This is a genomic window from Celeribacter naphthalenivorans (assembly GCF_020524585.1).
Taxonomy (GTDB): domain Bacteria; phylum Pseudomonadota; class Alphaproteobacteria; order Rhodobacterales; family Rhodobacteraceae; genus Celeribacter; species Celeribacter naphthalenivorans.
Genome location: NZ_JAIVLK010000002.1, coordinates 236175 through 249395 on the forward strand (window position 1 = coordinate 236175; position 13221 = coordinate 249395).

12 protein-coding genes are annotated in these 13221 nt (G+C 61.2%); 1 reads left to right on the forward strand and 11 read right to left on the reverse strand.

Annotation, left to right across the window (positions count from 1 at the left end):
* Positions 1-11 precede the first annotated feature (11 nt).
* On the reverse strand, positions 12-1616 hold the full coding sequence (locus tag LC094_RS04755; protein WP_226550606.1) for a GMC family oxidoreductase: 1605 nt from the start codon (positions 1614-1616) through the stop codon (positions 12-14).
* Positions 1617-1626: 10 nt separating this feature from the next.
* Positions 1627-3033, reverse strand: a complete 1407-nt coding sequence (locus LC094_RS04760; RefSeq protein ID WP_226550607.1) for an aldehyde dehydrogenase family protein — start codon at positions 3031-3033, stop codon at positions 1627-1629.
* Positions 3034-3190: 157 nt separating this feature from the next.
* Between LC094_RS04760 and LC094_RS04765 the strand changes: the two genes are divergently transcribed.
* The gene (locus LC094_RS04765) at positions 3191-4159 is read left to right on the forward strand and encodes a helix-turn-helix domain-containing protein (protein WP_226550608.1); all 969 of its coding nucleotides are present in this window, start codon (positions 3191-3193) and stop codon (positions 4157-4159) included.
* A gap of 62 nt (positions 4160-4221) precedes the next feature.
* Here the strand turns inward: LC094_RS04765 and hpaD (LC094_RS04770) are convergent, their stop codons facing one another.
* From hpaD (LC094_RS04770) to hpaD (LC094_RS04810), 9 genes are all read right to left on the reverse strand, one after another.
* Positions 4222-5079, reverse strand: coding sequence for a 3,4-dihydroxyphenylacetate 2,3-dioxygenase (gene hpaD, locus LC094_RS04770; RefSeq protein ID WP_226550609.1), 858 nt, complete (start codon positions 5077-5079; stop codon positions 4222-4224).
* Between the two features lie 112 nt (positions 5080-5191).
* Positions 5192-6505: a TRAP transporter large permease gene (locus LC094_RS04775; protein WP_226550610.1), complete on the reverse strand. Its 1314-nt coding sequence runs from the start codon at positions 6503-6505 to the stop codon at positions 5192-5194.
* Position 6506: 1 nt separating this feature from the next.
* On the reverse strand, positions 6507-7007 hold the full coding sequence (locus LC094_RS04780) for a TRAP transporter small permease (RefSeq protein ID WP_226550611.1): 501 nt from the start codon (positions 7005-7007) through the stop codon (positions 6507-6509).
* Positions 7004-8038 (reverse strand): TRAP transporter substrate-binding protein, encoded by a 1035-nt coding sequence (locus LC094_RS04785; RefSeq protein WP_226550612.1) that lies wholly within the window; start codon positions 8036-8038, stop codon positions 7004-7006. Before LC094_RS04785 ends, LC094_RS04780 begins: the two co-directional genes overlap by 4 nt.
* Positions 8039-8206: 168 nt before the next feature.
* Positions 8207-8968 carry an aldolase/citrate lyase family protein gene (locus LC094_RS04790; protein ID WP_226550613.1) on the reverse strand — a complete coding sequence of 254 codons (762 nt, stop codon included), beginning with the start codon at positions 8966-8968 and terminating at the stop codon, positions 8207-8209.
* A gap of 11 nt (positions 8969-8979) precedes the next feature.
* Positions 8980-9780, reverse strand: coding sequence for a 2-oxo-hept-4-ene-1,7-dioate hydratase (hpaH, locus tag LC094_RS04795; RefSeq protein ID WP_226550614.1), 801 nt, complete (start codon positions 9778-9780; stop codon positions 8980-8982).
* Positions 9780-10655 (reverse strand): fumarylacetoacetate hydrolase family protein, encoded by an 876-nt coding sequence (locus LC094_RS04800; RefSeq protein ID WP_226550615.1) that lies wholly within the window; start codon positions 10653-10655, stop codon positions 9780-9782. The genes hpaH and LC094_RS04800 overlap by 1 nt, the downstream gene beginning before the upstream one ends.
* A gap of 12 nt (positions 10656-10667) precedes the next feature.
* Entirely contained in the window at positions 10668-12116 is a 1449-nt protein-coding gene (locus LC094_RS04805; RefSeq protein ID WP_319003277.1) for an NAD-dependent succinate-semialdehyde dehydrogenase, read from the reverse strand.
* A gap of 75 nt (positions 12117-12191) precedes the next feature.
* The gene (hpaD, locus tag LC094_RS04810; RefSeq protein WP_226550616.1) at positions 12192-13172 is read right to left on the reverse strand and encodes a 3,4-dihydroxyphenylacetate 2,3-dioxygenase; all 981 of its coding nucleotides are present in this window, start codon (positions 13170-13172) and stop codon (positions 12192-12194) included.
* Positions 13173-13221 lie beyond the last annotated feature (49 nt).

A 13221-nucleotide genomic window follows, 5' to 3' on the forward strand; every position in this document is an offset into this window, starting at 1 on the left:
ACGTTGCGGTCTTAGGCGACCGCAACGGTTTCTTTGCCGGTGATGAAGCGCGAACAACGTTCTGCGATCATGATCACCGGAGCATTGGTGTTGCCGGACACGAGCGTCGGCATGACGGAGGCGTCCGCCACACGAAGCCCCTCCAGGCCCCGCACACGCAGCTCACTGTCGACGACCGACATCTTGTCGCTTTCCACACCCATCTTGGCGGTGCCGCTGGGGTGGAACACGGTTTTGCAGGTCTGGCGCACGTAGTCGCGCAGCGCGTCCATGTCGTTTTCCAGACCCTCGACGGGCAGCGCACGACGTTTGATAAATTTCTGCATCGCGGGCGCGTTCATGATGTCGATGGCCTTGAGCACACCGCGGGTCAGCACCTCGAGATCGTCATTGTCGCGGAAGGTCGCGGCATCGAAGAGCGCCTTGTCCTTCGGGTTCGAGGAGCGCAGACGCACGGAGCCGCGCGATTTCGGACGCAGGAAACAGGGCGCGATCTGGAAGCCGTGGGCCTCGATCGGATCACGGTCGACCCAACCCGCCATGAAGGGGATGCAGTGGAATTGCACATCGGGCTGGCCCGCGCCGGACACATCGGCAAAGCCGCCGCATTCCACCACGTTGGAGGCCACAAGCCCGGTGTTGGTCAAGAGATAGCGCAGCATGTGACGCACGGCCTTGAGACCTTTGTCCTCGCGGTAGAGCGAGATCGGCTCATAGGTCTCGCCCTGCACGGTGCTTTCCATATGGTCCTGATAGTTCGAACCGACACCGGGCAGATCGGCCACGACCTCGATGCCGTGTTCGCGCAGATGTTCCGCAGGACCGACGCCCGAGAGCTGCATCAGACGCGGGGTCTCGATGGCGCCGGCGCAGAGGATGATCTCGCCCTTGGCGGTCATTTTGCGCCCGTCTTCCAACTCGACGCCCGCGGCGCGTTTGCCTTCGAACAGGATTTTTCCGACGCGGGTCTGCGTCATGATCGTCAGGTTCTTGCGCTTTTCCGCCTTGCGCAAAAACGCCTGCGCGGAGGACCAGCGGCGGCCATTGTGGGTGGTGGACTGGTAAAAGCCCACGCCCTCTTGCTCGGCGCCGTTGAAATCGGGGTTGTAGGGCAGGCCGACCTCTTGGCCCGCGCGGATGAAGGCGCGCGACAGCGGGTGTTTGTTCGGCGCCTCTGAGACGCGCACTTCGCCCTCCGTGCCGTGGAAGCCATCGGAGAAGACCATGTTGTTCTCGACATCGCGAAACGCCGGAAGCACGTCCTCGTAGGACCAGCCTGTGTTGCCGAGCTGCGCCCATTGGTTGTAGTCGTTGGCATGGCCGCGAATGTAGATCATCGCGTTCACCGACGAGCCGCCGCCGATGACATGGCCCTGAAGCACCACGGATTCCCGCCCGTTCACGCCCTCGTCGCGTTCGCCCACATAAGGCACGATGTCGCGGCCTTTTTCGATGACTTTGAAGAAGGTCGAGGGGATGTGGATGTAGGGGTGGCTGTCGCGGTGGCCGCTCTCGATCAGAAGGACACGTTTGCTGCTGTCTTCCGAGAGGCGGGAGGCCATGACACAGCCCGAAGACCCACCGCCGACGACGATGTAATCGAATTCCTGAGACATGTTTTTTCCCTTAGATATGAAGGACCTGGATCTCGGTGTTCTCGAAGAGGCCTTCTTCGCCGAACTCCCGGCCGATCCCGGACATTTTGGCACCACCGAAAGGCGCAACCGGGTTGAGACCGCCGTGGCTGTTGATCCACGCCGTGCCGCATTCGAGGCGGAGCGCCAGTGCCTTGGCTTTCTCGATGTCTTTCGACCAGATCGAGCCGCCGAGACCGTTTTCGCTGGCGTTGGCGGCTTTGATTGCCTCTTCAACGTCCGTGAAACGGATGATCGGCAGGGCGGGGCCAAATTGCTCTTCGTGAATGAGCGGCGCGTCGTCCGGCAGATCGGAGATCAGCGTGATCGGGAAGAACAGGCCTTCGTCCGGGGCGCCGCCCAAAAGCACATTGCCGCTCTGGACCGCGTCGGCGACCAGCGCGCTGACTTTGTCGAATTGCATCTTGTTGGCGACCGGACCCAAGACGCTGGCGTCATCGAGACCGTTGCCCATTTTCACGGTGCGCGCATAGGCGACGAGGGCGTCGCAGACGGCGTCGTGGATGTCGTCATGGACGTAAAGGCGTTTCATCGCGGCACAGGTCTGGCCGTTGTTGATGAAGGCGCCCCAGAACAGCTTTTCGGCGATCTCTTCGGGGTCGCAATCCGGCAGGACGATGCCCGCGTCATTGCCGCCGAGTTCGAGCGTCAGGCGTTTCATCGTGTCGGCGGCGGATTTCATCACCCGCGCGCCGGTGGCGCAGGAGCCGGTGAAGACGATCTTGCCAATGTCCGGGTGGGACGACATGGCGGCGCCGATGTTGTCGAGCGTGTCGTCAGAGGTCACCACGTTCAGCACCCCCGCCGGAAGCGTCGCGGCCATGGCGGCGACAACCTGAAGCGTCGAGAGCGGCGTGAAGGGGGAGGGTTTGATCACCACGGTGTTGCCCGCGCGCAGCGCCGGCACGATGTGCCAGATCGCGATCATCACCGGCCAGTTCCATGGCGTGATGGAGCCGACGACACCAATGGCTTTGCGGTGCAGCTCGACGCGGCCTTCGTTATTGTCCTGAAGCACTTTCACCGGCAGCTCGAGGCTTGCAGTGTGGCCGGTCCAGGCCATCGCACCGCCAAGCTCAAAGCGCGAGCCCATGCCATTGAGCGGCTTGCCCTGTTCGAGCGTCAGCGTGTGGGCGATCTCATCAGCATTGGCCTCGATCGCTTTCACAAGCGCGGCACAACGCGCCTGACGTTCCGCATCCGGCAGCGCGGACCAAGCGGGAAAGGCGGCTTTCGCGGCGGCCACGGCGCGGTTCAAATCGTCCACCGTCGCATTGGGCGCGCGGCCAACCAATTCCCCCGTCGCAGGGTTAAATACATCAAAGGTTTTGGAACCGAGGACGCTTTGTCCGTCGATGGTCATGCCGAGTTCCAGCATAGTCTCTCCTCCCATATTTCACCTGTAACAATGCTGCGACACGCGCGTCAGGTCTTGGACTCTGGCGACATGAAACTTTGCGAGGGGCGACAGCTCTGTGTCGTGATGACGCATTAATTAACTTGTAAATTAAGCGGAGCCACGGCATTCTCGCTCCATGTTGCCCCCTGTGAAATATCCCGAAACTTCGGTCGACGCTTTTGTCGCGGATCTGCGCTCTGTCTGCGGACAATTTGACGTGCGTCCGGGCAAGGAACGCCTCCAGATGCGCGGTGGCGCTTTGCTGGAAAACCGGGCGGGTATCGAGATGGCGCGCATGGCGATGGACGTGCAACAGGTTGTGCGCACACAGAAATCCGTCAAACAAGAAAGCGGCGAGCATTATTTTCTGATCGTTCAGGAAGAGGGCAAGGCGCTGATGAGTCAGGCCGATGTCTCGGTGATGATGTCGCCGGGGGATATGGTGCTGATCGACAGTGCCGCGCCGTCGGAATTCACCTTTTTCGGGCATTTCAACCGGCAATTGTCGCTGCACCTGCCACGCGCAGAACTGCATTCGCGATTCGGCTATGATCTTTTGCGGGGCGGGCTAAGCCTGCCGCGACATGATCCCACGAATATGGCGCTTTACGGCGTGTTGGCGAAGGTGTTCAGCACGACAGAGGCCAACAATTCGACCAATCATTACCTGCGCGAGGCTTTGATGGGGCTGTTGGGGGCGATGCTGCACGAACGCTCGGGGCGGGAGGATTTTTCGGGGATCGACTCGGATCTCGGAAGCTCGCACGCGCTCACCGCGGCGCAGGCCTATATCGACACGCATTACCGCAATCCCGAGATGTCGGTGCAGCATATGGCCGATGATCTGTGCATGTCCGTGCGGCAAATTCAGCGCGGCTTTGCCTCCATTGGCACGACGCCGACGAAATATCTCATGCTCAAACGGCTGGAACACACCCGGCGCGGGCTTGAAGATCGTAAGGCCGGGCGGCGCGACGATTTGATTGCCTCGATCGCCTATGAGGCGGGGTTTTCGGACCTGTCCTATTTCAACCGTTGTTTCCGCCAGGCCTTTGGCCAGACGCCGAAAGAGTTTTTGAAACTGGACGTGGTGCAGCTTTCATAAATCGAACGGCCTAACGAAAAACGCCCCGAACCGGGGCGCTTTTTTTAGGATGTGATCCCGGATCAGAGTGGGAAGAAGACGTTGACCTGACCGGTGCCAGAGGAGGGGAAGTAGTCGGTGACGACCTCGGCCTTGCCTTTGTACTGATCCCAGCCGAGTGCGCCGTAGAGCATGATGGTGTCATGCATGTCGCCTTCACCGTCGCAATATTTCGCGTAGTCGGGCAGCATTTCGAGGAAGAGCTCATGCTCGCCGTTCTGCCAAAGCTCGAGCACGCGGCGGTCGACCACTTCGTTGAATTTCGACGAGATGGTGAAGGTGCCGTTGTTCTCCGCATAGATGTCGTTCGGCCAGATTTGGTGGCTGAGCGACCCGGAGGCGATGAGCGCGACCTTGCTGTCGGATTTCTTGATGGCTTCGGCAATCGAGGCGCCGAGGCGACGGGATTGCGCGAGCGAGTGCACGGTGCACATGGCGGCGACGGAGACGACCTTGAGCGACTCGTCGTGATCCATGTTCATGTAACGCATCGGCACGAGGGTGCCGTATTCAAGATCGAGACTGTCGACCTGATGGCTCAGCGTGTAGACATCATTGGCGCGCGCGGTTTCGGCGATCAGGTCGCCCAAGGCGGCGTTGCCGTCGTAGGCGTAGGGCATATCCTTGATGAATTGCGGGAATTCATGCGAGGTGAACATGCCTTCGAAATGGTGGTTGGCGTTGATGTGATAGGCGGCGTTGACGAGCCAATGCGTGTCGAGCACGACAAAGGTGTCGGCGCCGGCTTCGCGCGCACGGCGACCCAATTCGCGATGCCCGTCGATGGCGGATTGGCGCACACCTTTCAGCGGACCGTCCAGCTCGGACATGACCATCGTTGGAACGTGGGTGACCTTGGCGGCCATTACGATTTCACCCATGGTATCCTCCCAGTATTAGTAAACATGTTAAGCGTATGGGTTGAATCCCTCCCGAAATCCTTGATCCAAATCAACTTGGATATGTTTTTCGGGAGGGAAAGTCGTTTGGCCGTCAGGAGGCGACCAGCCAGAGCGAGATCGCCGGGAAGGCAATCAGGATCAACAGGCGCAGGATGTCAGCGATCCAGAAGGGCAGGATGCCTTTGAAGATCGTTTTGAGCGAGATGTCCGGCAGCGTCGCCTTGAGCACAAAGACGTTCATGCCCACGGGCGGGGTGATCAGCGAGACTTCGGTCACCACAACCACGATGATGCCAAACCAGATCAGCGCGTATTCCGGGTCGTACAAAAGATCGAGACCGAAATCGAGTTGATACATCAGCGGATAAAAGATCGGCACGGTCAGGAGGATCATCGACAGGCTCTCGAGCACGGTTCCGAGGATCAGGTAGATCACGATGATCATCGCCATGACGACCCAGGCGTTGACGTCGAGGCCCTCGACGAAAGAGGCCAGCTCATCCGGCAGACCAGCGAGGTTGATGTAGTTGGAAAACACCTCGGCGCCGATGATGACGAGAAAGATCATCGAGGTGCTGATCGCGGTTTCCATCAGCGATTGCCAGACTTCGGCGAATTTGGCGTGGCCGGTGACGACCACCATCAAAAGCGCCATGCCCGCGCCCATGCCAGCGGCCTCGATGGGGGTGAAGAACCCGCCGTAGATGCCGACCATGATGAAGGCAAAGAGCGCGACGGAGAGGATCACTCCGTAAAGACCTTCGACCGGATGGTCATCGAGTTCATAGTCCTTCGGCGCCAGTTTCGGGTTGACCAACACGGCGGCCCAGACGGCGAGGACATAACCCAAAAGGCCCAAAAGACCGGGGATGATGCCTGCGAGGAACAACAGCCCGATGTCGCTTTCGGTCAGGATGCCGTAGATGATCAGGATCACCGAGGGCGGAATGAGGATGCCGAGCGTGCCACCTGCGGCGATGGCGCCTGCAGACAGGCTGTCGGAATAGCCGAAGCGGCGCAGAGACGGCATGGCGACCTTCGACATGGTCGCGGCGGTCGCGAGAGACGAGCCGGAGACCGCAGAGAAGCCGCCACAGGACAGCACAGCCGCCATGGCCAAGCCGCCCGGCAGGCGCCGCACAAGGCGCTGGGTGGCGGAGAAGAGGCCGGAGGCCACGCCCGAATGGGCCAAGAGGTTGCCCATGAAAATGAACAGCGGGATCACCGACAAGGAATAGGAAAACACCGTGTCAAACGCGGTGGTCGACAGCATGGTCAGGGCGACGGGCACACCGCGCAACAGCGCAAAGCCAACGGTGCCGACCACGATCATGGCAATGGCGATCGGCACGCGGAACACCGCGAGCCCCAGCAAGATGATGGTGGCGATCAACGGTTCGAGCATGTCAGACCTCCTGACGCAGATGTTCGGGAATGAGCGCGACCATGCCGCTGAGCAGATAGGTCAGCGCCGCAAGCGCCGCCACGGGCCAGACGGGCAGGGCGAGATCGTTGGTCCGCGCGCCTTCTTCCATCAGGCCAAGCCCATGCGAGGCGACGGTCCAGCTCAGGATGAAAAACACCACGGCCATTGTCGTGCCGCCAAAACGTCCGGCGAGACGCTGGGTGTTGTTGGACCAGACCTGGCTCAACAGATCGACCTCCACATGCGCGCCCTTGAGCGTGGTCAGGGGCAGGGCGGTCAGCACCAGATCGGCCAGAAGGATTTGCGTCAGTTCGAACGCGCCGGGCAGCGGGCGGTCAAAGACATAGCGCCCGACCACATCGACGACCGTGACGGCCACCATCATCAGGATGAGAGCGGCGGCAAAGGCCGGAAGCACGCGTTCCACGAAGAAACGAAGCCCCCGGAGGGGCTTCGAATTGAGGGCGTTGAGAGAGCTCATTGTGCAGGCTTTGCGGTCTGCATGGCGGCCAAGGCGGCGGCGCCGTCAAAGCCCTGTTCGGTCACAGCGGCGACCCAGGCCTCTTCGAGCGGGCTGGCCACGGCCTGAATTTGCGCCAAAACGGCCTCATCCGCCGGGTAGACATTGATGCCCGCCTTGCTGGTGGCGTCATAGCCGGTCGCGTCCGCTTCGTCCCAGGCCTTGCCTGCGAGTTCAGAGAAAGCCGCGCCGGAGACGGACATGATCGCCTCTTGGTCTTCGGCGGAGATGCTGTCCCATTTGCCTTCGTTCATCACGAGGAACCAGGAGGTGTTATAGAGACCGCCGGGCACCGTCATCACGTCGGTGATGTGTTTGTCGAGTTTAAAGGCGCGCACGGAGTCCATCGCCATGCAAAGCCCGTCGATCACGCCACGGGTCAGTTTTTCGTAGACTTCACCGGAGGACATGAACAGCGTGGTGGCGCCGACGCCGTTCATCAGATCGGCCGGGTAGCCGCCGGGGGTGCGGACCTTGAAGCCCCCGAAATCATCGGGCGCTGCGAAATTGCGATCTTTGGACAAAAGCACGCCCGGACCATGGGTGAAGAGGCCCAAAACATGGGTGCCTTCGTGTTCACCGGCGGCGTCGAGGTCTTGGGTGTAGACGTTCCAGAAGTTGGTGGAGGTGGTCACCGCGTCATCGCCAAGGAAGGAGAACTGACCAACGCGGGAGCGCAGGAAGCGGTCGTCGCTGGTAAAGCTGTGCAGACCGTAGGTGATGTCGGCGACGCCGTCGCGGGCCATGTCGAAATGCGCGGGCGGGGCGCCCAGCGGCTTGGCCAGCACGCGGATGGTGACGCGGCCTTCGGTCACTTCCTCGACCTGCTCGGCCCAGGGTTTGATCGCGCCGACGACCAGCGGGTGGCGCGGCGGCAGCCAGCTTGAGAGCACAAGCTCGGTCTCGGCGAAGGCGGGCGTGGCGCCCAAAGTCGCGCTCAGCGTGACGGCGAGAGCGGTCCCGGCAAGAAAGGCACGTTTGGTGATATTCATTCTGATCCTCCCAGATGTGAAGTCATGGGGTCGGCGCAGTTTTGGTGTTTCGCGGCCCCCGGAGCTCTTGAAACACAGGCCTCTCCCAGATCGATTACCAAGCATTAATTTAACATGTTAATCTTGTGGCGGGCAAGCATCGCCCGCCACAGATCGTTCACAGTGACGTCAGGAAAACTTGGCTTTCAGCCCCAAAAGGCCCGCCCGAAGCACGCCGACATCGGAGCCGACGGCGAGGAATTCGACGCCGAGCTCGCGGTAGGATTGCGCAAGTGCTTGATCGGACGTCAAAATGCCCGCTGCCTTGCCCGCCGCTTTGATGCGTTTGAGGGTGTCGACCACCACGGCCTGAACCTCGGGTGCGGCAGGTTGTCCCAGATATCCCATATCGGCAGCCAGATCGGCGGGGCCGACAAAGACGCCGTCGACGCCGTCGACGCCGAGAATCGCGTCGAGCGCCTCGACCCCCGCCATGCTTTCGACCTGAACGAGGACACAGACCTCATCATTGGCGGTTTGCAGGTAATCGGGGATGGCGTTGTACGCGGAGACGCGCGCCAAAGCCGCGCCGACACCCCGCACACCCAAGGGCGGGTATTTCATCGAGCGGACGACTTCGGCGGCCTGATCGCCGCTTTCGATCATCGGCACAAGCAGGGTCTGCGCGCCAATATCGAGCATCTGTTTGATCTCGGCGCGGTTGTCGTCGCGGGTGCGCACGACCACCTGGCTTTTGTCTGCGGCGCTGCGCAGTTGCCCGAGCACATCGCGCAGACCGTTTGGCCCGTGTTCGCCGTCGATCAGGAGCCAGTCAAAGCCGGTTCCCGCCGCCAGTTCGGTCACGGAGGGATCGCCAAAGCCCAGCCAGAGGCCGATTTGAACGTCACCCGCCTTGAGGCGGGATTTGAAGGTGTTTTTCGGTGCAGGCATGTGGTCCTCCCTTATGCGAAATTGACGGACACGCTGCCGAAGGGGCCGTAATCGGCCTCGATCTTGGTCCCTGAGGGGCATTCGATCGGCGCGATGAAAGAGCCCGCGAGCACAACCTGACCCGCCTCGATGCGCTGGCCGTATTGGCCCATGCGCTCGGACAGCCAGACGATGCCCATCACCGGATCATTGAGCACAGCCGCGCCCAGACCGGTGGCGACCACCTCGTCGTTCTTGGTCAGGATCGCACCGACCCAGCGCAGATCGAAGGCCTCGGGCGCATGTTTCTGCGGCCCCAAGACGATGCCCCCGTTGGCGGCATTGTCCGACACGGTGTCAAAGATGACTCGCGTCTTGCCGGTTTCCGGGTCGGCGCGCAGGATGCGGGTGTCGAGGATTTCGATGGCGGGGGCCACGAAATCGGTCGCCGCCAAGACGTCCTCCCGCGTGACCTTGCCCTCAAGCGGGGCTTTCATCACAAACGCAATCTCGGCCTCGATGCGCGGCTGGATAAAGCGGGTGGCGGGCACAGTGCAGCCATCCGCGAAATCCATGTCGTCGTAGATCACGCCGCTGTCCGGCGTCGTGATCCCAAGCGCGTCCTGCATGACTTTCGAGGTCAGGCCGATTTTCCAGCCGATAATCTCACGACCCTGCGCCAGTTTCTGCGCCATTTGCGCAGATTGGATCGCATAGGCGTCGTCCAGCGTGATCTCCGGGTGTTTCAGCGACAAAAGCCCGATCTGTTCGCGCGTCTCCTCAGCCGCAAGAAGCGCGGCTGCTGCGGTTTCAATGTCGGATTGGGCGAGCATCACTCGTCCTCCACACCGTTGCGCAGGATGCCGATGCCTTCGGCTTCGACCTCGACCACATCACCCGGCTTGAGCCAGATCGGCGGATCGAAGCGTGCGCCTGCGCCCGTCGGCGTGCCGCAGACGATAACGTCGCCCGGCACCAGCGTGCAGTAGGTGGAGACGTAGTTCACGATGTAGCGGAAGTCGTACATCATGTTCTTGGTGCGGTCGTTCTGACGCACTTCGCCGTTCACGCGGGTGGTCAGTTCGATGTCGTCGAGCTGATCGGCGGAGCGGAAGGGCACAAGCCACGGGCCGATGGAGCCGGTGCTGTCCCAATTCTTGCCTTGGGTGACGTTGAACTTCGCATGACGGACCCAATCGCGGATCGTGCCTTCGTTACAAAGCGTCAGCGCGGCGATGTGGTCATAGGCGTCTTCTTTCGCGATGCGACGACCGCCTTTGCCGATCACGATGGTGACTTCGCCTTCGTAATCGAGCTGTTCGCTCTCCGGCGGGCGCACCATGTTGCCGTTATGGCCGGTGAAGGAGCGCGGGAAGCGGATGAACATCGACGGGTAGGATTTCGCGTCCGTGGTGCCGTCTTTGTATTCCGCGTTGCGGTCCGGGAAATTCACGCCGATACAGATCAGCTTTTCCGGCTTCGCGATCGGGATGAGGTAGGTGACATCCTCTTCGCGGTAACTCGGCGCGCGGCCTTCAGAGGATTTGAGCACCTCTTCGAGCGCACCGGCCTCGACCACGTTTTGCAGCGTGGCAAAACGGCTGCCGTATTCGGGCGTCATGTCGATGATGCCGGCGTCAGTGACCACGCCGTAACGGTCGGCGCCATTGGCGTGGAAGGCGGCAATGCGGGCTGGAATGGGTTTCATAGGGCGTCCTCCTCAGACGATCCCGCCGAAGCAGAGATATTTGATTTCAACGAATTCCTCGATGCCGTATTTGGAGCCTTCGCGGCCCAGACCCGAGGATTTGATCCCGCCGAAGGGGGCTTCGGCAGTAGAGATGAGACCGGTGTTGATGCCGACCATGCCGTATTCGAGCTGTTCGCCGACCTTCCATGCGCGTGCGAGATCGCGGGTGTAGAAGTAGGAGGCGAGGCCGAATTCGGTGTCGTTGGACATGGCCACCACATCGGCGTCCGTGTCGAATTTGAACAAAGGGGCGACGGGGCCAAAGGTTTCCTCGGTCGCGACCGCCATGTCTTGGGTCACGTCCTTGATCACGGTCGGCTCGAAGAACAGCCCCCCCAAGGCGTGCGGTTTGCCGCCCTGGATGACGGTGGCGCCTTTGCCGGTGGCATCCGCGATATGTTCCTGCACTTTGGCGACGGCGTTGTCGTCGATGAGCGGGCCGAACACGGTGTCCACCTCCATGCCGTCGCCGACTTTCAGCGTCGAGAGGCGCTTGCCGAGTTTGTCGGCGAATTCGTCATAGACGGCGGATTGCACATAGATGCGGTTGGCGCAGACGCAGGTCTGGCCGTTGTTGCGGAACTTGGAAATGATCGCGCCTTCGACCGCCGCGTCGAGATCGGCGTCTTCGAAGACGATAAACGGCGCGTTGCCGCCCAGTTCGAGCGCGAGCTTTTTCACGGTCGGCGCACATTGGCGCATGAGTTCCACACCCACTTCGGTCGAGCCGGTGAAGGTTAGCTTGCGCACCACATCCGAGCTGGTCATCACGCCGCCGATCTCCCGCGCGGAGCCGGTGAGCACGGAGAAGAGACCGGAGGGCAGGCCCGCACGTTCGGCGAGGACCGCCAAAGCGATGGCGGAGAACGGCGTTTGACCGGCGGGTTTCAACACGATGGAACAGCCTGCGGCCAGTGCCGGGCCCGCCTTGCGGGTGATCATCGCGTTGGGGAAGTTCCACGGCGTGATCGCGGCGACAACGCCGATGGGCTGTTTGATGACCACGATGCGCTTGTCGGCGGCGTGGCCCGGAATGACGTCGCCGTACACGCGGCGCGCTTCTTCGGCGAACCATTCGATGAAGGAGGCGCCGTAAAGGATTTCACCCTTGGCCTCTGCCAAAGGTTTGCCCTGTTCGAGGGTCAGGATTTCCGCCAGATCGTCGGCGTTTTCCACCATCAGATCGTACCAGCGGCGCAGCACGGTGGCGCGCTCTTTCGCGGTTTTGGCAGCCCAGTCTTTTTGTGCAACTTCTGCGGCGGCAATGGCGGCTTCGGTCTCTTTCGCGCCCAGACGCGGCACGCGACCGATCACCTCGCCCGTGGCCGGATTGGTCACTTTGATCCCGTCGTCGCCAGCGGCGATCCACTCGGCGCCAACAAGGGCGGCCTCTTTCATCAGTGTCGGGTCTTTGAGCATAGGGATGTCCTCGAAAACAGGTCTTATAGGGAAGGGACAGGCACGGATGCGCCTGTCCCGGAGGTGTGATGTCGCTTACGGAGCGATGATCGGGGAAGCCGCGAGCGTGCTTTCCTGCGGCTCGATGCCTTTGAAGGTGGAGCCATGCTCGAACCAGCTGCGCGGTGCGGGCGCGCCCCAAAGCGTCTGACGCTGAGGGTCCTTGAGGTCCCATTTGATCGCTTCGAGATCCGGGTCGACCGTCTGGTAGTCGGAGCAATAGATCTCGATCCGGTGCCCATCGGGGTCCAGAATGTAGAGGAAGAAGGCGTTGGAGATGCCGTGACGGCCCGGACCGCGCTCGATGTTGGTCACGTAACCGGTGGTGGCCATCAGGTCGCACAGATCGATGATGTTCAGAGGTGTCGGCACCCAGAACGCGGTGTGGTGCAGGCGCGGGCCCAGACCGTTGGTGAAAGCGATGTCATGCACGCCGCCCTTGCGGTGGGTCCATGCGGCCCAGAGCTTGCCGCTCTCTTCGTCCTCGGTGTACTCGGTGACGCGGAAGCCAAGTTCGTTATAGAAAGCAACGCTTTCGTCCACGGAGGGCGAGTAGCAGTTGAAGTGGTCGATGCGCAGCGGCTTCACGCCTTTGTAGAGCTCGTACTTCTGGTGGATCGGCGACAGGCGGTCCATTTTGAAATAGAATTCAATCGGCATGCCGTAGTTGTCGACGGTCGCCAGCGTCCGGCCCTGATAGGGGCGCTCGACCCAATCGGTCGCGTGGCCTTTGGATTTGAAGAAGGCTTCGGCCTTGTCCAGCTCTTCTTCGGAGAAGACCTTGAAGGACAGGGATTTCACTTCGCTGACGTCGGATTTCTGCAGCACCATACAGTGGTGGCCACGCTCTTCGAGGGCGCGCAGATAGACGGTGTCGGCGGACTCATCGGTGACCTGAAGGCCAAGGATGTCGACGTAGAATTTACGCGACGCGGCAACGTCTTTGACGCCGAACACAACGTGGCTCAGGCGGATGATGTTGAACGGGGGATAGAGATTTGGGGCCGGGATGGGCATGTCTCTCACTCTCTTCTTTTGTGCGATTGGTGTTTTGGTGGGGGAGGCA

Excerpts from the sequence above, each read along its gene's own strand:
- LC094_RS04755 (WP_226550606.1), bottom strand. The coding sequence starts at position 1,616 with ATGTCTCAGGAATTCGATTACATCGTCGTCGGCGGTGGGTCTTCGGGC.
- LC094_RS04760 (WP_226550607.1), bottom strand. The coding sequence starts at position 3,033 with ATGCTGGAACTCGGCATGACCATCGACGGACAAAGCGTCCTCGGTTCC.
- LC094_RS04765 (WP_226550608.1), top strand. The coding sequence starts at position 3,191 with ATGTTGCCCCCTGTGAAATATCCCGAAACTTCGGTCGACGCTTTTGTC.
- hpaD (WP_226550609.1), bottom strand. The coding sequence starts at position 5,079 with ATGGGTGAAATCGTAATGGCCGCCAAGGTCACCCACGTTCCAACGATG.
- LC094_RS04775 (WP_226550610.1), bottom strand. The coding sequence starts at position 6,505 with ATGCTCGAACCGTTGATCGCCACCATCATCTTGCTGGGGCTCGCGGTG.
- LC094_RS04780 (WP_226550611.1), bottom strand. The coding sequence starts at position 7,007 with ATGAGCTCTCTCAACGCCCTCAATTCGAAGCCCCTCCGGGGGCTTCGT.
- LC094_RS04785 (WP_226550612.1), bottom strand. The coding sequence starts at position 8,038 with ATGAATATCACCAAACGTGCCTTTCTTGCCGGGACCGCTCTCGCCGTC.
- LC094_RS04790 (WP_226550613.1), bottom strand. The coding sequence starts at position 8,968 with ATGCCTGCACCGAAAAACACCTTCAAATCCCGCCTCAAGGCGGGTGAC.
- hpaH (WP_226550614.1), bottom strand. The coding sequence starts at position 9,780 with ATGCTCGCCCAATCCGACATTGAAACCGCAGCAGCCGCGCTTCTTGCG.
- LC094_RS04800 (WP_226550615.1), bottom strand. The coding sequence starts at position 10,655 with ATGAAACCCATTCCAGCCCGCATTGCCGCCTTCCACGCCAATGGCGCC.
- LC094_RS04805 (WP_319003277.1), bottom strand. The coding sequence starts at position 12,116 with ATGCTCAAAGACCCGACACTGATGAAAGAGGCCGCCCTTGTTGGCGCC.
- hpaD (WP_226550616.1), bottom strand. The coding sequence starts at position 13,172 with ATGCCCATCCCGGCCCCAAATCTCTATCCCCCGTTCAACATCATCCGC.